Raw genomic sequence first — 18149 nt, forward strand, 5'->3', positions numbered from 1 at the left:
CGACCTGTTAAACAATCCGGAAGGGTAATGACTCTGAGGGGAAAAAGAAAGGGATAAAAAAGCGATGCCTGCCGAAGTGCGCAGGCATCGCCTCGAGGGTATTAGTAAGCACCGTCGCGACGGACCACTACGCCAGCGGTTTTGAACAGAATCGCAATGTCAGTCCACAATGCCCAGTTTTTTACGTACCAGGAATCGAAGTAAACGCGCGTATCGTAGTCGATGTCGTTACGGCCGCTGACCTGCCACAAGCCGGTCATGCCCGGTTTCGCCATCAGGTAGTAATCCACATCACCGGCATAACGTTCCAGTTCCGCTTCAATCACCGGACGCGGACCGACCAGACTCATTTCGCCGCGAATCACGTTCCACAACTGTGGCAGCTCATCAAGGCTGGTTTTGCGCAGGAAGTTACCAATTTTGGTCACGCGCGGATCGTTTTTCAGTTTGAAATCACGATCCCATTCAGCGCGCGCTTCCTCGCTGGTCGCCAGCAGATTTTGCAGCACTTCCTGCGAGTTGGTCACCATCGAGCGGAACTTCAGGCACTTAAACTTAACGCCATCCTGTCCAACGCGTTCATGACCATAAATCGCATTGCCGCCGTCACGTTTCACCATCGCACACAACAGACCAAATACCGGACCGAGGAACAGCAGCAGCATGGATGCCACCACAATATCAAAGGTGCGTTTCAGGAAGCGTGAAGAGCGTTTTGCCAGATTGTTGCTGACGCGCAGGATCATCACTTCATGGCTAAAGATGAATGACATGTCGGTGCCATACAGCGGTACGCCGCGCAGCGTTGGGATCACGGAAATCGAACGGCACTTCATTTTGGACAGGAACTTCAGCCATTTATCGCGCACCACTTGCTGCTCAAATTCGGTGGCGACGATAAATTGCGTGTTGTCACGGTCCATGGTTTGCCAGTTGATGTCTTTCCAGGTGATCACCGGCACACCATTCACTTTTTCGTGCTGTTGGTCATCGTCCAGTGAAATGAACGCCTGCACGTTGTAACCCAGGATCTCTTCGCTCTGCAGCGCCGCATAGGCTTCCATGGCGTTTTTACCGGAACCAATAATGATGGTTTCCTTCTGCCACTGACCTGCACGGTTGATCGCGCGTTTTACCACGGCACGCATCAGCGGCAGCAGCAGCAGGGCGTAAGTCCAGCTGAACACCCAAACCATGCGCGAGAAGTCCCATTTTGAAAAGGCAATCAATGCCAGATCAAGCAGAGAAAAAACGAACAGGGTTTTAATCACTTCTTTCAATTCAAACCAAAACGGTTTGCGATAGGTATAGTGACGCATACGCACCCAGAACCAGGCGGTGCAAAGAATAGAAAGGCTAAATTGGGCAATAAACCGGTATTCAATCTGCTGAGGCGGAATAAACGTATCCAGTTCGCCCCAAATACCTTGAACGGTGGCGGCAGATAAAAACAATGCCAGATTTAACGCTATTAAATCGGAGAAACTAAGTGCAACTTTTGCGATGAGGTTTTTGCGCAGTCCGCTCCACGAGCGGGTTGCATCATTCATTATCAAAGTACTTGCCATAAAACCTGCTCTCTTTTCTTAAGTAAAAGATGGCCTGACCAGAATCAAGTACGCGCTCAGGAGTGATCCGCTGAAAAGCAGAAAGAATAATTCTTTCAGCGATTTATAAGTCTGTGCTGCCATAAGCGCTGCAAGGAAAGGACCGTTTAGGACGTGATGCACGTCACGAAAAGCTGCAGCAACGTTTAAGAGTATGCAGGAGTTATTTGACAGAGTTAATATGGAAATAGTCTGAAAAGGAAAAAAATGACTCAAGAAAAAATTGGCTATCTATTTGAAAAATAATGTTAAAAGTTAATTAATCGCGGAAATAACGCTTCATTTTAAGACGGCTTTTCGGAATGACCGCCATTTCCATCAATGGCGGCGCCAGCCAGTCAGGCAGGTTTTTTCAGTACCCACAGATCCTGCTGCTTATCGTAGTGTCCGATTTGCAGATCGACAGCCTCTTCATCAATCCATGCCGGTACACTGGTATCCACATCCCAACCGTCGAGTTGGTCACTCAGGCCGGGATTGGTATGGCAGGGAATACTCACAGTGTCGCCATTGTCAGTATTGAACTCTGCATCAACAATTTCATAACGACCAATCTTCACCACGTGTCCCATTACATTCTCCCGTATTAACTGGGTTGAATAGTGAGCATAGTCGTTCACGCGCAGTTTACGAGCGAAAATGGCCTCGGATTATTCCTTGTCTTCCATTACGCGTACGCCAATTTTCACGATTTGATTGTCTTCTTTTTCTGCCACCGTCCAGGTTAACTGGTTCCATTCCACCTGATCGCCAACCACCGGCGTACTGCCCAGCAAACTCATCACCAGCTGTCCTAGCGACTGCTGATCGTTGGTTTGTTCATCCAGCTCAAGGCCATAAATTTGCGCCACATCTTTCAAACGTGCCTCGGCATCAAGGATAAAGTCGCCGAAGAAGCGTTGATCGAGCGAGACGGGCGGCGATTGGCTGAACATTTTACCCAATGCGGGGAGATCGCGTTCCCGGCCAATCACACACAGCACATCGCCTTCCTTCAGACGCGTGTTGCCATTGGGGTGCATCAATACGTTGTCACGGAACAGGGCGGCGATGCGGGTTTCGCGAGGCATCTGCAAATCACGCAGCGCCGCGCCAACGCACCACTTGTCTGCGCCCAACTGGTAAATGAATTGCTCCCACGGATTCTCCGGATGGATATCCAGTCCCACCCGGCTAATTGGCGAGGCGGTTGGCGGCACCACTACTTTGGCGCGTTTCGCGGCATAGCCCAGCGACGTACCTTGCAGCATCAGCGATACCAGCACCACAAAGAAGGCGATATTGAAGTAGAGCTTGGCGTTTTCCAGTCCGGCCATCATCGGGAAGACGGCGAGGATGATCGGCACCGCGCCACGTAAGCCCACCCAACTGATAAAGATACGTTCGCGTCCAGTAAAGCCCTTGAAAGGCAACAGGCCCACCAGAATTGACAGCGGGCGCGCTACCAGAATCAACCACAGCGACAGTATCATCGCCGGCACCGCGATGTGCCACAAATCCGAAGGCGTCACCAGCAAACCCAGCACTATAAACATGCCGATTTGGCTTAGCCATGCCATGCCGTCGAAGGTTTGCAAAATACCGTGGCGGTTGCGAATCGGGCTGTTGCCCAGCAGGAAGCCGCAAAGATACACCGCCAGAATACCGCTGCCTTCCATCACCGTGGTCAGCGCAAACACGATGATGCCGCCGCTTAACGCTAGCAAGGGATACAAACCTTGTGCAAGATTGATGCGGTTAATCAATTGCTGCAGCGCCCAGCCGCCGCCAAGACCTAATACAATGCCGAGACCAAACTGCTGCACCAGATGCACCACGAACATCCAGCTCAAACCTGACTGGCCTTGCTGAATCATGTCGATCAGCGTGATGGTGAGAAACACCGCCATCGGGTCGTTGCTGCCAGATTCAATCTCCAGCGTGGAGCTGACACGTTCGTTGAGGCCTTTATCACCCAGCAACGAAAATACAGCGGCGGCATCGGTGGAACCGATAATCGCGCCAATCAGGAAGCCCTGCATCAGGTCGAGTTTAAACAACCAGGCTGCGGCAACGCCGGTTAAACCTGCGGTGATCATCACCCCGACCGTCGCCAGCGATAGCGCCGGGCCGAGCGCCACTTTTAGCGAGGTCGCTTTGGTGCGCATACCGCCATCAAGCAAGATGATGGCTAACGCCAGGTTAGAGACCAGATAGGCAACCGGATAGTTATCAAACGCGATGCCACCAATACCATCAATGCCGGCCAACATGCCGAGTGCGAGAAAGATCACCAGAATCGGAATGCCAAGGCGCGAGGAAAAGGAACTGAGTAAAATACTTGCTGCTACCAGCACGGACCCAATAATAAACACACTGTAAATCATGCTGGTATTCAACGGCGTTCTCCTGCGGCGGGGCAAAAAAGACAAACTGCGGGGGATTCACACAGACAAGGTGGAAAGATAATGCCTTATCAATAGCTTGTCAGCGCTTAATTGCACATTTTTTCATTCTGTGGGGGCGTATCCCATATACAGCTAAATTTGTATGAAAAAACAACAAGAAATGGCGGGAAGTGAGCGGGGCTGCTGCAAAGAAAAAGCCGGTCAGTGACCGGCTTAAAGACTTAGGCTTCTGTAGCCTGCTTGTGAAAAAGTTCTCTAAATACTGGGTAGATGTCTTCTGGCTCGCGAATATGCTGGATTGCGAAGTTATCAAACATCGCCTGTAGATGCTCATACTCACGCCACAAGGTCTGGTGCGCGCGGCGCGTGATTTCGATATAGCTGTAATAGCGCACAACCGGCAGAATATGCTTGGCTAGAATCTCGTGGCAGAGCGGTGAATCATCGGCCCAGTTATCACCATCCGACGCTTGCGCCGCATAGATGTTCCACTGTGATGGGTCATAACGCTCTTTAACCACTTCATCCATCAACTTCAGTGCACTGGAAACAATGGTGCCGCCGGTTTCCTGCGAGTAGAAGAACTCCTGTTCGTCGACCTCCTTCGCCTGAGTGTGATGGCGAATGTAAACCACGTCGACGTTCTTATAAGTACGGCTCAGGAACAGATACAGCAGAATGTAGAAACGCTTCGCCATATCTTTGGTGGCCTGATCCATCGAACCTGACACGTCCATCAAACAGAACATCACGGCCTGGCTGGAGGGTTCTGGCCGCTTCTCGAAGTTTTTGTAGCGCAGGTCAAAAGTATCGATAAACGGCACGCGATCGATGCGCGCGCGCAACTCAGCGATCTCTTTGCGTAAACGCTCCTCTTCCAGTAGCTGAGCCGGTTCGTTGTTTTCCACTTCGGTTAACGTGGCTTCCAGTTCGTTTAGCATGCGGCGTTTACCCGCTGTCATCGCCGTACGACGTGCCAGCGAGTTCTGCAGAGAACGCACCACGCTGATGTTCGCCGGCGTACCGTTTGCGGTGTAACCGGCGCGATGGGTCTTGTACTCGTTCAATTGACGATGCTGATTCTTGCGCAGGTTTGGCAGCGCCAAATCTTCGAACAGCAAATCGAGATACTCATCTTTGGAAATCTGGAAGACGAATTCATCCTGGCCTTCACCGTCCTGGCTGGCGTTGCCCTGGCCGCTACCGCCGCTGCCGCCACCACCTTGCGGACGTTCAATGCGATCGTTTTGCACGAAATGGTCGTTTCCAGGATGAACGCGATGGCGACTGCCGCCGCGCCCCTGATGGAAACTCGGCTCATTGATATCGTCAATTGGAATCGAGACCGATTCACCGCTCTCGACATCGGTCACCGAACGCTTATTGATGGCCTCGGAGATCGATTGCTTGATTTGCGCCTTATAACGGCGCAGAAAGCGCTGCCGGTTGACGGCGCTTTTGTTCTTACCGTTGAGACGCCGATCGATAAAATAGGCCATAAAAATCCCCCAAACTGCATTGCAAGCTTAGGCCGGGAAAACCCGGCCTCCTGTTGCAGCACCGAAGCGCCGCGACGCTTACAGATAACGATTATGAAGATTTACGCACGCGCAGATACCATTCGCACAGCAGACGTACTTGCTTGCGGGTATAGCCTTTTTCCATCATGCGATCGACAAAATCATCGTGTTTTTTCTGCTCGTCCGTTGAGGTTTTGGTATTGAAAGAAATCACCGGCAGCAACTCTTCGGTGTTCGAGAACATTTTCTTCTCGATGACCGTGCGTAGTTTTTCGTAGCTGGTCCAGTTCGGATTGCGCCCACTATTCTGCGCGCGGGCACGCAGCACAAAGTTGACAATCTCGTTACGGAAATCTTTCGGGTTACTGATCCCGGCAGGTTTCTCAATCTTTTCCAGCTCAGCGTTCAGCGATTCGCGGTCAAACAGCTGTCCGGTGTCAGGATCGCGATACTCTTGATCCTGGATCCAAAAATCAGCGTAGGTGACGTAGCGATCAAAGATGTTCTGACCGTATTCAGAGTAGGACTCCAGATAGGCGGTCTGAATCTCTTTACCAATAAACTCGGCGTATTTTGGAATCAGGTAGCCTTTCAGGTGCTCCAGATACTTCTCGGCTTGATCCTGCGGGAATTGCTCACGCTCAATTTGCTGCTCCAGTACGTAGAACAGGTGTACCGGGTTGGCGGCCACTTCGGCATGGTCGAAGTTGAACACGCGCGACAGGATTTTAAACGCAAAGCGGGTAGAAAGGCCGTTCATGCCCTCATCAACGCCCGCGTAATCGTGATATTCCTGCCAGGATTTTGCTTTTGGATCGGTATCTTTTAGGCTCTCGCCATCATAAACACGCATTTTTGAGTAGATGCTGGAGTTTTCCGGCTCTTTCAAACGCGAGAGAATGGAGAAGCGGGCCAGCGTTTCTAACGTACCCGGTGCGCACGGCGCTGTGGTCAACTCACTGTGATCCAACAGTTTGTTGTAGATCTTGATCTCTTCGGAAACGCGTAAGCAGTAAGGCACTTTGACGATGTAAACACGGTCAAGGAACGCCTCATTGTTTTTGTTATTTCGGAAGGTGACCCATTCAGATTCGTTGGAGTGTGCCAGGATGATGCCGTTGAACGGCAGGGCAGAGATCCCTTCGGTACCGTTGTAGTTACCTTCCTGCGTGGCGGTCAGCAGCGGATGCAGCACTTTAATCGGTGCTTTAAACATCTCGACGAATTCCATCACACCTTGGTTCGCGCGGCATAACGCACCTGAATAGCCGTAAGCATCAGGATCGTTTTGTGCGTGATTTTCCAGTTTGCGGATATCAACTTTACCGACCAGCGCAGAGATATCCTGATTGTTCTCATCACCCGGTTCAGTTTTGGCAATCGCCACCTGTTCAAGAATCGACGGCCACACTTTCACCACTTTAAAGCGGGTAATATCGCCGCCAAACTCATGCAGGCGCTTTGCCGCCCAAGGCGACATGATGGTGCCAAGGTAGCGGCGTGGTACGCCATACTCTTTTTCCAGAATATTGGCATCTTCCTGTGGGTTAAACAGGCAGAGTGGATGATCGTTTACCGGGCTGCGTTCGCCGTCGGCGCTCAGCACATAAATTGGCACACGCTGCATCAGCGCTTTCAGGCGCTCCGCCAGCGAGGATTTACCGCCGCCCACTGGGCCCAGTAAGTAAAGGATCTGTTTCTTCTCCTCCAAACCCTGCGCGGCGTGTTTCAAATAGGAGACGATTTGCTCAATCGCTTCCTCCATACCGTAAAACTCTTCGAACGCAGGGTAGCGTCCCATGACGCGGTTGGAGAAGATGCGGGAAAGGCGTGGCTCTTGCGCAGTGTCAACCATCACCGGCTCACCGATGGCCATTAATAGTCGCTCTGCAGCGTTGGCGTAGGCACTGCGATCCTGTTTACAGATGGCGAGGAATTCCTGCAATGAGAACTCTTCATCCTTGGCAGCTTCATAACGCTGACGATAGTGATCGAATATATTCATAGCGATGCCCGTCCTTTCGTTTTTAGCACAGGTAAAGGAGCGTAATAAAAGTTTGTAGCAGCTCCCGGAAGATATTCTTTATTGAGTACAGCAACCCTTATGCCAACCTGACGTTTTTTAATCGGGGTACACAATTCTTATGGTTACTCTGCTCGTACAAAAAGTCTCGTCTTACATTTAACTGTAGAAGGCATTCAGAAAACCTGCAGCCACTTTTCTCCTTATTCAGCGATATATCAATAACAAAGTCTCATAAGCACTGAGGCATTCAACCTAAGCAGCGAGAGTGTTGCAGCCACTCAGATTATTTCCCGGTGCTGGTTAGAGAGCATCATTAAACGTTAACCGATAGCAAAAATTTGGTTAGACTCTGCGTGTGATTGTTATATTAATGGACTGATTAAATTGTGAACCAATTCAAACTTAAAGCGCTTGCTCTGGCTGTTCCTTGTTATTTTGCGGCGTTCGGCACTCATGCAGAACCCTTATCTCTTGGCGCATCTGTCATTTACGCGCAGTCACCTTATCGGGGCGGACAAGACCGCTATCTGCCGATTCCGGTGATTAATTATGAAGGTGAAAACTTCTGGTTCCGCAGCCTGCAAGGCGGCTATTACCTGTGGAAAGACCCGCAGAATCAGCTGTCGCTGACCGTGCTGGGATCGCCGCAGGAGTACGACCCGAAAGACAACGATTTGGGTGATATGAAAGCGCTGGATAAGCGTCGTATGACGCTGATGGCTGGCGCCAACTATCGTCATGTCGCTGATTGGGGCATCGTGCGAACCACATTGCTGGGTGATGTGCTCAATAACAGCAACGGCATGATGTGGGATCTCACCTATTTATATCGCTTTAATTTCGGTGCTTTCAGCCTGACGCCAGGCATTGGCGCGCTGTGGAACAGCGCCAATCAGAACCGTTATTACTACGGTGTTTCATCGCATGAAAGTGCGCGTACCGGCATCGCTGAGTATCATCCTGATGACAGCTGGTCACCGTACGTTGAGATGAATGCCAGCTACCAAATCACTGAAAGCTGGAACGCCAGCTTGTCAGGCCGTTACACGCGCTTCGACAGCGAAATCAAAGATAGCCCGATGGTCAACAAGAGTGGGCAGTACACACTCTGGACCGGCATCAGTTACAGCTTCTGATGATGAAATGATCGCCTCATAATGAGGCGTTTTTCTTACATTGCACCAATCCCGAGCCCCAATTTAGCGCAACAGGAGGAGTAATGAAGACCATTCAATTTCACGGTGAATTAGCTTTACCCGCCATCGGCCAGGGAACCTGGTATATGGGCGAGAATCCATCATTGCACAGCCAGGAAGTGGCGGCACTGCAGGCAGGCTTAGATCTTGGCCTCAAGGTTATCGACACCGCTGAGATGTATGCTGACGGCGGCGCTGAACAGGTGGTTGGTGAAGCGCTACGCGGTCGACGCGATCAAGCCTGGCTGGTATCGAAGGTCTATCCATGGAATGCCGGTGAAGTTGACGCTATCGAGGCCTGCGATCGCAGTCTTAAGCGTTTGCAAACCGATTACCTCGATCTCTATCTGCTGCACTGGCGGGGCAATGTGCCCTTAGAAGAAACCATCCGCGCGATGGAGTTGTTGCAGCAGCAGGGCAAAATTCGCCATTGGGGCGTCTCTAACTTTGACCACGACGATATGCTGGAACTGTGGCATGAGCCCGGCGGCAAGGCCTGTTTAACTAATCAGGTGCTGTACCACTTAGCGTCGCGCGGAATCGAGTACGATCTACTGCCGCAATGTCAGCAGCGCGAGATGCCGATTATGGCCTATTGCCCGTTGGCTCAGGCTGGACGACTGCGACAGGCGTTATTTGAGGATCCGCATCTTCAACAGATTGCACAACAGAAGGGCATTAGCGTGGCGCAAGTGATGCTGGCCTGGGTGATACGCCAGCAGGGCGTTTTAGCCATTCCAAAAGCCAGCAGCGTTGCACATGTGCAGCAAAATGCGGCGGCGCTTGGCGTCAATCTGACCCTTGAAGAGCTGTGCATCATCGATCGGGCGTTTCCTGCGCCGCTGACTAAAACCGCATTGGATGTGGTTTAGCGGCGCAACTGCGCCGCATCTTATTACTTGTTGACGATACGAATCGTGGTGCCCAGACGCGCAGGGGATTCGCCCGCGCTTTTTAACGGCTTGCTAATGCGTGCCGTTTCCACGCACACCATGGTTTTGTAGCCTTGATTTGGCATATCACCCATGCTGCAGGACAATTCCGGACCTGGGTTCCACGTGACAACGTCACTCTGATAGTGGTGATAGACTTCGATCTGACGTTTGCCGGCTCTATCATGAATCACGCTGCAGTCATCCGCCGCCGTGTGAATACGATCAACGCGATTAGGGTAGGTCTGCTTGCCGTCTGATACGCCAACCGCATTATCGTTAACCTTATCGATAAAGCTTTTACCCAATCCGCTCACTTCGACCTGCGCGATATCCGCAATCTGGAAGTAGCTATGCAGCGCTGCCGTGGCTTCATAATCACCGTAGGCTTCCAGCTCAATTTCACAATGCTCAGCAATGCGGAAACGAGCGAGCAGGGTGAAATCGTGTGGCCACAGCTTTTTAGTTTGTGCGTTGCTTTCCAGTGTGAAAGTCAGCAATACGGCATCTTCGTTTTCGTCATGGGCGGTCAGCGTCCATGGCATGTTACGTACAAAACCGTGTGCCGGTTCGCCTGCCGGACCAAACCACGGCCAGCAAATAGGCACGCCGCCACGAATTGCTTTACCCGTCGTAAACGGGGTTTTTTCACTGAGCCAAATCACCGGTTGCTGGCCGCTCGGCTGCCACGAGAGCAGATGTGCGCCTTGCAGGGCAATCGCCGCACGTACTTTGGGATGGCTGATCACCACGATCGGCAAATCACCCTGCTGACGCTGTGACAGATAAGGGGTGATTTGATTCACTACCGGAAGGGTATAAAGCGTATCTTGCATGGTCAGACCTTCTCTTAATCCAGTCGAAAAAAAGGGGCGACCGAAGTCACCCCTTGTCTGTTTAGCCGATTAGCTTACTTAGAAGCAACCAGTGCAATCAGATCCAGAACCTTGTGTGAGTAACCAGTTTCGTTATCGTACCAGGAAACCAGTTTCACGAAGTTGTCGTTCAGAGCGATACCTGCTTTAGCATCGAACACTGAAGTCAGGGTTTCGCCGTTGAAATCGGTAGAAACCACGTCGTCTTCGATGTAGCCCAGTACGCCTTTCATTTTGCCTTCTGACTCAGCTTTGATCACTGCACAAATTTCTTTGTAGGTCGCTGGTTTTTCCAGGCGAACAGTCAGGTCAACCACAGACACGTTTGGAGTAGGAACGCGGAACGCCATACCGGTCAGTTTACCGTTCAGCTCTGGCAGAACAACGCCAACTGCTTTAGCTGCACCGGTAGACGATGGGATGATGTTCTGCGCTGCGCCACGGCCGCCACGCCAGTCTTTATGAGACGGGCCATCAACGGTTTTCTGGGTTGCGGTAGTTGCGTGCACGGTGGTCATCAGACCTTCAACGATACCGAAGTTGTCGTTGATAACTTTAGCCAGTGGAGCCAGGCAGTTAGTGGTGCAAGACGCGTTAGAAACGATGTCCTGGCCAGCATATTTGTCAAAGTTAGCGCCACGTACGAACATTGGGGTGCTGTCTTTAGAAGGACCCGTCAGAACCACTTTCTTCGCGCCAGCGGTGATGTGTTTACGTGCAGTTTCGTCGGTCAGGAAGATACCGGTCGCTTCAGCAACAACGTCAACACCCACTTCGTCCCACTTCAGGTTAGCCGGGTCTTTCTCAGCGGTAACACGGATTTTCTTACCGTTAACAATCAGTGCACCATCTTTCACTTCTACAGTGCCGTCAAAACGACCGTGAGTAGAGTCATACTTCAGCATGTATGCCATGTAATCGGCGTCAAGCAGATCGTTGATCGCGACGATTTCGATGTCAGAACGCTGCTGCGCAGCACGGAAAACGATGCGACCGATACGGCCAAAACCGTTAATACCTACTTTGATAGTCATATATTCCACCAGCTATTTGTTAGTGAATAAAAGGTTGGCTGTAAAATTACAAAAACCTTACCAGGCGTCAAGCGGAATCGTGTCAATTGTTGCGACAGGTCAATTCCAACACCAGGAATAATTCGTTGCGCAATCGCTTACGCAGCACCCTTATTGCGCGCCTATGTTACGCCGAATGCGGGCTGAAAAGGGATGACTTTTGCAAAGGGTGATCGCCATCACAAAATCGTGCTGTGGAAGAGATGTCGGATGCGTTAGCACGAAAAAAGACCCGATAGATGTTGTACGTTTGTTAGAATACTAGTCGATTTTTTCAGAATGACACTCCGGAACTCAAAATGGCTAAAGACACCGCACCCGACGCAAAAATTGCGCAGCTTTCCGAAATGCAGCGCTATGTCACTCAGCATCGTGGAACGGAGCCCCCTTTCTCGGGCGCCTTGCTGCACAATAAGCAGGAAGGGATTTACCACTGCTTAGTTTGTAACTCGCCGCTGTTTCTCTCCGAAACCAAATATGATTCAGGCTGTGGCTGGCCAAGTTTCTATCAGCCTTTCAGTGACGAAGCTATCCGCTATCTGGAAGATGATTCACACGGCATGCATCGGGTTGAGATTCGTTGTGGCAACTGTGATGCGCATTTGGGGCATGTGTTCCCGGATGGCCCACAGCCAAGCGGCGAGCGCTATTGCGTGAACTCCGCTTCGCTAAACTTCACTGATGAGCAGGGCAATCAGCAAGAGGGCTAAGCATGAAACAGGAACTGGAAGCGATGCTGGAGGCGATGACGCCGGAAGTCTACGAACGACTCTCCACGGCGGTTGAAATCGGCAAATGGCCGGATGGCGTTGCGCTAACGCCGGAGCAGAAAGAGAATTGCCTGCAATTGGTGATGCTGTGGCAGGCGCGCCACAATGACGATCCCCAACATATGACCATCAGCAAAGGTGGCGATATGGTGATGAAATCGAAGAAACAGCTGAAAGAAGAGTTCGGCATTGAGCCCGATGTCACACGCATCAATCTGCACTAAAAAGCCAAAGGGCTGGTTCTCACCAGCCCCTTATTTTCAGATTAATACCGCACCTTGCGCCGCCATCTGCTCGAACGCAATTTCACTGTCATCCGGATTCAGGTTCACGCCGCGGCAGCCTTCTTTAACCACCTCCACGTTGTAACCCAACTCCAGCGCATCCAGTACGCTGTATTTGACGCAGTAATCGGTCGCAATACCCAGCATCACTAAATCGCTGATGCCGCGCTCGCGCAGCCAGCTGTCGAGTTCTGTTTTGCGGCGATGGCCGTTATCGAAAAAGGCGCTGTAGCTGTCCACCTCAACATCGCCACCTTTGTGGAACACGGCATCAATCAGAGAACGATCGAGATCAGGATGGAAATCCGCACCGACAGAGTTCTCAATACCATGATCCGGCCACCAGATTTGCGCTAAACCGTTTAATTCGCCCAGCGTGTAAACCGGCTCGCCGGAGATTGAGGCGAAGCTGCCGTGATTGGCTGGATGCCAGTCTTGCAATGCCACCACACATTCGCCCCGATCGTGAAACTCACGCGCAAATCGATTGGCAACAGCAACCGTTTGGTCACCATCACGTACCGCCATTGGGCCGCCGGGGCAAAAATCATTCTGAATATCGATAATTATCAATGCCCGCTTCATTCGTTCGCTCCGTATCAATCTTCAGTCAGTTCGCCGCGTAAATTCTGCTGCATTTTGGCACGAATTTCCGCGCTGGTGAGGTTCTGACTTAATAAAAAATGCAGTTTGGTTAATGTCGCCTCAACCGTGAGATCAAAACCGCTGATTACGCCCGCATGCTCCAGCGCGTTGCCGGTGGCATAGCCGCCCATATTCACTTTGCCGGACATACACTGCGTCAGATTCACCACCACAATGCCGCGATCGCTGGCCTGTTGCAGTTCCGACAGAAACTCGGCGTTTTGCGGCGCGTTGCCCACACCGTAGGAACGCAGGATCAACGCTTTCACCGGCTGGCGCAGGAAGTTACCCACCACGTCGGCAGAGATACCCGGATAGATTGTCACCACGCCAATCGGCTGCGGCGTAATCGGATGCACAATTAGCTCGCCGTGACCTTGCGGTGCGGGCGGCGTATTTAACCGGCGGATATGAATGCCCGCTTCCAGCAATGGCGCCAGGTTTGGCGACGCGAAGGCATTAAAGCCGTCCGCATGCGCCTTGGTGGTGCGGTTGCCACGGAACAGCGTGTTGTTGAAAAACAGGGCAACTTCATTGATCGGATAATTGGCCGCTACGTACAGCGAGTTCAGCAGGTTTTGCTGACCATCAGAACGCAATTCTGCCAGGGGAATCTGCGAGCCGGTAACAATCACCGGCTTAGCGAGGTTCTCCAGCATAAAGGAGAGCGCCGAAGCGGTGAAGGCCATGGTGTCGGTACCATGCAAAATCACAAAGCCATCGTAGCGATCGTAGTTTTGCTTAATATCGTTCGCAATCGATTGCCAATCCTGCGGCGTCATGTCCGAGGAATCCATCAGCGGCTGATATTCATGGATAGTGAAACCCGGCATTTCAGGCCGATGGAATTCGGGCATGTTTGCCAGCTGCTGCTGCAGATGACCCGATACCGGAATGTAGCCCTGCGCAGAGCGCTGCATCCCGATGGTGCCGCCGGTGTAGGCTACGTAGATATTTTTCTTTTGCATGAATGAACTCAGACTTGCCGTAAAACGCGCAGTATAAGGGGATTGCAAACGAAAAGCAGCCCGACCAGCGGCCGGGCTGTAAAGATTAGCGTACGTTGCCGCAGTTCAGGCAGAAAGCGTAGCGATTTTGCGGATCGTTAAGGTTATTCAGTAAGCCAGGTTGCTGCTTCATTGCGCTCATCACGTCCAGCATTGGCGCAGGCAGCCAGACTTTCAGCGCAGCCGGCAACACCGCCTGAACCGACGCGTTCATCTGATTCAGCAGCAGATCGATCATGCCCGGATCATCCTGATACCAGCTCAACTCCGGCTTGGCGACTTTCGCCAACTCAGCGGCTTTTGCTACGGCATCGTCAAAGTCACCCAATGCATCGACCAGACCATTGGCTTTCGCATCGCTACCGGTCCAGACGTGACCTTGCGCAATCGCATTGATTTCGTCAGGCGTTTTGTGACGCGAGGTCGCCACCAGGCCCACGAAGTTACGATAGCCGTTCTCAATGGTCAGCTGCATCAGCTGCTGCACTTCGGTTGGCAGCGCTTTGGTGGTGGCGACGTCCGCCAGCGGCGATGTAGCCACGCCATCGGTATGCACACCTACCGAACTCAGGCTGTTTTCAACGGTGTTAATCACGCCAAAGATACCGATGGAACCGGTCAGCGTGCTGGGGGCCGCCACAATGTAATCAGCAGGCGTTGAAATCCAGTAGCCACCGGATGCTGCCATGCCGCCCATCGAAACCACCACCGGTTTACCCGCATCGTGAGCTGCCGCCAGTTCTTCACGAATCGCTTCCGACGCAGTGACGCTGCCGCCTGGGCTGTTGACACGTAACACAATGGCTTTAATTTTCGGATCCAGACGCGCATCGCGAATCTGCGAGGCCGTGGTATCACCGCCGACGTTTCCGGCGCTCTCTTCACCGTCCATAATCGCACCGCTGGCGAGGATTACCGCAATATTGCCATCCTGACTCTGCGGCGGCTGTTTAACGGTGTAATCGTAGATACTGACGCTGCGGTAATCGTTATTTGCCTTGTCCCAGCCAAAGGTTTTCACCAGTTCCTGATCGGCGGCCGCACGCGTATCCAGCACATCCACTAATTTATTGTTCAGTGCATATTTCGCCGTATCGCCTTGTACCGCTTGCAGACCGCTAATGATGCCGGCTGCGCCAGGGAACAGCTGTTCTGGGGTGATCTGACGATTGGCCGCCACGGTATTCAGGTAATTCTGCCACAACTGGCCAATCCAGCGTCCGTCGGCGTCGCGCGCTTCCGGTGACATATCGTCACGCAGGAATGGCTCAACCGCAGATTTGTAAGTGCCTACGCGGAACACATGCGAGTTCACTTTCAACTTATCCAGTAAAGACTTGTAGTACAGACCATTGGTGGCGAAGCCGTGCAGATCAACCGTGCCCTGCGGTGAGAGATAGACCTTGTTGGCATAGCTGGCAATGTAGTATTGCGCCTGGCTATAGCTGTCGCCGACCGCGTAAATAGGTTTGCCGGCGTCACGGAATTCGCGCAGCGCTTTACCCACATATTGCAGCGAAGGTTGATCGCCACCAGCAAAGTCACGCAGTTCCAGCACGATGCCAGTGATGTTTTTATCGGTTTTGGCTTGTCGGATCGCGTCAACGACGTCAAACAGGGAATTCTCCTGCAGGCGATCGCTGTTGGCGCCTAACAGTTGGCGGCTGATACGACTCAAACGGTTGCTGACGGAAGGTTTGTCGACCAGCACACCGCTCAGATCGATTTTCAGCGCGCCTTGCTGCACAGGTTCACTGCTATTGGAACTGGAAACCTGCAGCCAAATCCCGACGCCCGCCAGGATCAATACAATAAGAAATAAATTAAGAATAAATTCCCGAATAAAATTCAGTACCCGCCAGGTCCAGCGGAACAGGCCGGAAATAATTCGCCACAAAGTGCGCATAAACTCTCCATATTCACGTAGCAGGGCAGCCAGCACGCGGTCTGCCCCGATGTCGGGTTCATCCTAAAGAGCGGCGTGCGAAAAGTCAGCAGGAAATCGCGCCAGACTGTTACAAAAGATCGCGCTGTGCCAGGATTAGCCCACGCTTTTTATTCACGGGAGAAGAATAATGGATGCACTGGATTTATTAGTTAATCGCCGCTCGGCGTCACGTCTGGCAGAACCGGCTCCGGCGGGGGAAGCGTTGCAAAATATTCTACACGCCGCGATGCGCGCACCCGATCACGGCACATTACAGCCCTGGCGTTTCATTATTGTCGAAAATGAAGGGCGCGAGCGTTTTGCTAACTTGCTGGAACAAGCTGCGCGCGACAGCAACCTTGAGCAGAAGGCGATCGACAAAGCCGCTTCCGCGCCTTTTCGCGCGCCGATGATCATCACCGTGGTGGCGCATTGTGAAGAGCACGCCAAAGTGCCGCATTGGGAACAGCTGGCGTCTGCAAGCTGTGCGGTGATGGCGATGCAAATGGCAGCCGTGGCGCAAGGTTTCAACGGCATCTGGCGCAGCGGTCCGTGGACCGATCATCCGTCCGTGCGCGAAGCCTTTGGCTGCCGCGAACAGGATGCGATTGTCGGTTTCCTCTATCTCGGCACGCCGCAGTTGAAGGCCAACACCACCGTGGTGGCACCGGACACCGCGCAGTTTGTCAGTTATTTCTGACAGACAACGGCCGCCTTTTACGGCAGGTTAGGCGCCGTTGCAGAGATTGCACAAAGCCTGTGCGAAAGATCGAGGTTAGGTCGTGCAACACTTACTCCCAACTGACAGCCAGGCTAACATAGCGCCTTCTGTTCATCGCATAAGGAAGTCGCCATGAGTGAACCTCTTCGTTTAACCCAATACAGCCACGGTGCGGGTTGCGGGTGCAAAATTTCACCGCAGGTTTTAGAAACCATTCTGCGCAGTGAGCTTAGCCCGTTTCACGATCCGCAACTGCTGGTGGGCAACGAAACGCGTGATGACGCCGCAGTGTACGACCTCGGAAACGGTACTGCGGTGGTAAGCACCACCGATTTCTTCATGCCGATCGTCGACGATCCTTTCACTTTTGGTCGTATCGCCGCCACTAACGCCATCAGCGATATTTATGCCATGGGCGGGAAACCGATCATGGCGATCGCTATTTTAGGCTGGCCGGTGAATGTTCTGAGTCCGGAAGTGGCGCAGCAAGTGGTCGAAGGCGGGCGTGCTGCTTGTCAGGCGGCAGGAATCGCCCTGGCGGGCGGGCACTCGATTGATGCGCCAGAGCCGATCTTTGGTCTGGCCGTGACCGGTATCGTCGATGTAGCGCGAGTGAAAAAGAACAGCGCGGCACAGGCTGGCTGTCAGCTCTTCCTCACCAAACCATTAGGCATTGGCATTCTCACCACTGCCGAGAAAAAAGGCCTGCTGCGACCTGAACACCAGTCGCTGGCCGCCGATGTGATGTGCCAGCTGAATAATGCCGGAGCAGAATTCGCCAAACTGGCGGGCGTCAGCGCGATGACCGATGTTACCGGTTTTGGCTTACTCGGCCATTTGAGTGAAGTCTGCCACGGTTCCGGATTACGTGCCGAAGTGATTGCGTCGCAGGTACCGCGCCTGGCGGGCGTCGATGACTATATCGCTGCGGGAGCGGTGCCTGGCGGTACCCGCCGCAACTTTGCCAGTTATGGTGAACAGGTTTCCCCGCTTGATGACGCCACCCGCGCGCTGCTGTGCGATCCACAAACCTCCGGTGGCTTGCTGGTGGCGGTTCAACCCAGCGCTATTGATGCGTTCCAGCGCTGTGCCTCTGCAGCTGGCGTACAAGCAACGTCGATTGGCGAACTGTTTGCCGCCGAAGCCGATCGTCCACTGATTACCGTAGTTACCTGACGT

16 protein-coding genes are annotated in these 18149 nt (G+C 52.6%); 6 read left to right on the forward strand and 10 right to left on the reverse strand.

Annotation, left to right across the window (positions count from 1 at the left end; all coding sequences use genetic code 11):
* Window positions 1-101: 101 nt before the first annotated feature.
* The 5 genes from wbaP to yeaG form a co-directional block, all read right to left on the reverse strand.
* Complete coding sequence (wbaP, locus tag PanJK_RS05795; RefSeq protein WP_008110368.1) at window positions 102-1568, reverse strand: undecaprenyl-phosphate galactose phosphotransferase WbaP; 1467 nt, start codon at window positions 1566-1568, stop codon at window positions 102-104.
* A 377-nt stretch (window positions 1569-1945) separates the two neighbouring features.
* A complete protein-coding gene (locus PanJK_RS05800) occupies window positions 1946-2179 on the reverse strand; it encodes a DUF1480 family protein (RefSeq protein ID WP_008110367.1) in 234 nt (77 codons plus the stop codon).
* 78 nt (window positions 2180-2257) lie between these two features.
* The gene (locus tag PanJK_RS05805) at window positions 2258-3985 is read right to left on the reverse strand and encodes a potassium/proton antiporter (RefSeq protein ID WP_256696590.1); all 1728 of its coding nucleotides are present in this window, start codon (window positions 3983-3985) and stop codon (window positions 2258-2260) included.
* Between the two features lie 230 nt (window positions 3986-4215).
* The gene (locus PanJK_RS05810; protein ID WP_256696589.1) at window positions 4216-5493 is read right to left on the reverse strand and encodes a YeaH/YhbH family protein; all 1278 of its coding nucleotides are present in this window, start codon (window positions 5491-5493) and stop codon (window positions 4216-4218) included.
* A gap of 91 nt (window positions 5494-5584) precedes the next feature.
* Window positions 5585-7519: a protein kinase YeaG gene (yeaG, locus tag PanJK_RS05815; RefSeq protein WP_008110364.1), complete on the reverse strand. Its 1935-nt coding sequence runs from the start codon at window positions 7517-7519 to the stop codon at window positions 5585-5587.
* Window positions 7520-7926: 407 nt separating this feature from the next.
* Between yeaG and PanJK_RS05820 the strand changes: the two genes are divergently transcribed.
* Both PanJK_RS05820 and PanJK_RS05825 read left to right on the forward strand, forming a co-directional pair.
* Entirely contained in the window at window positions 7927-8676 is a 750-nt protein-coding gene (locus PanJK_RS05820; RefSeq protein ID WP_008110363.1) for a MipA/OmpV family protein, read from the forward strand.
* Between the two features lie 83 nt (window positions 8677-8759).
* Window positions 8760-9608 carry an aldo/keto reductase gene (locus PanJK_RS05825; RefSeq protein ID WP_265297973.1) on the forward strand — a complete coding sequence of 283 codons (849 nt, stop codon included), beginning with the start codon at window positions 8760-8762 and terminating at the stop codon, window positions 9606-9608.
* A 23-nt stretch (window positions 9609-9631) separates the two neighbouring features.
* Here PanJK_RS05825 and PanJK_RS05830 read toward each other — a convergent pair whose 3' ends face one another.
* Window positions 9632-10504 (reverse strand): D-hexose-6-phosphate mutarotase, encoded by an 873-nt coding sequence (locus PanJK_RS05830; RefSeq protein WP_265297975.1) that lies wholly within the window; start codon window positions 10502-10504, stop codon window positions 9632-9634.
* 74 nt (window positions 10505-10578) lie between these two features.
* Window positions 10579-11577 carry a glyceraldehyde-3-phosphate dehydrogenase gene (gapA, locus tag PanJK_RS05835; RefSeq protein ID WP_007889697.1) on the reverse strand — a complete coding sequence of 333 codons (999 nt, stop codon included), beginning with the start codon at window positions 11575-11577 and terminating at the stop codon, window positions 10579-10581.
* 338 nt (window positions 11578-11915) lie between these two features.
* Here gapA and msrB point away from each other — a divergent pair, with 338 nt between their 5' ends.
* The gene (msrB, locus tag PanJK_RS05840; protein ID WP_008110360.1) at window positions 11916-12326 is read left to right on the forward strand and encodes a peptide-methionine (R)-S-oxide reductase MsrB; all 411 of its coding nucleotides are present in this window, start codon (window positions 11916-11918) and stop codon (window positions 12324-12326) included.
* Between the two features lie 2 nt (window positions 12327-12328).
* Window positions 12329-12610, forward strand: a complete 282-nt coding sequence (locus PanJK_RS05845; RefSeq protein WP_101764217.1) for a YeaC family protein — start codon at window positions 12329-12331, stop codon at window positions 12608-12610.
* Between the two features lie 36 nt (window positions 12611-12646).
* Here the strand turns inward: PanJK_RS05845 and pncA are convergent, their stop codons facing one another.
* The 3 genes from pncA to sppA form a co-directional block, all read right to left on the reverse strand.
* On the reverse strand, window positions 12647-13255 hold the full coding sequence (gene pncA, locus PanJK_RS05850; protein ID WP_154156339.1) for a bifunctional nicotinamidase/pyrazinamidase: 609 nt from the start codon (window positions 13253-13255) through the stop codon (window positions 12647-12649).
* Window positions 13256-13269: 14 nt separating this feature from the next.
* The gene (ansA, locus tag PanJK_RS05855; protein WP_265297982.1) at window positions 13270-14283 is read right to left on the reverse strand and encodes an asparaginase; all 1014 of its coding nucleotides are present in this window, start codon (window positions 14281-14283) and stop codon (window positions 13270-13272) included.
* An 85-nt stretch (window positions 14284-14368) separates the two neighbouring features.
* On the reverse strand, window positions 14369-16228 hold the full coding sequence (sppA, locus tag PanJK_RS05860) for a signal peptide peptidase SppA (RefSeq protein ID WP_061718756.1): 1860 nt from the start codon (window positions 16226-16228) through the stop codon (window positions 14369-14371).
* A gap of 169 nt (window positions 16229-16397) precedes the next feature.
* On the opposite strand from sppA, the gene PanJK_RS05865 reads away from it, so the two are divergent.
* Both PanJK_RS05865 and selD read left to right on the forward strand, forming a co-directional pair.
* A complete protein-coding gene (locus PanJK_RS05865) occupies window positions 16398-16949 on the forward strand; it encodes an NAD(P)H nitroreductase (RefSeq protein ID WP_265297984.1) in 552 nt (183 codons plus the stop codon).
* Window positions 16950-17102: 153 nt separating this feature from the next.
* Window positions 17103-18146, forward strand: coding sequence for a selenide, water dikinase SelD (gene selD / locus PanJK_RS05870; RefSeq protein WP_265297986.1), 1044 nt, complete (start codon window positions 17103-17105; stop codon window positions 18144-18146).
* The last annotated feature ends 3 nt before the right edge of the window (window positions 18147-18149 follow it).

Origin of the sequence: Pantoea sp. JK (genome assembly GCF_026130245.1) — a bacterium.
GTDB lineage: Bacteria > Pseudomonadota > Gammaproteobacteria > Enterobacterales > Enterobacteriaceae > Pantoea > Pantoea trifolii.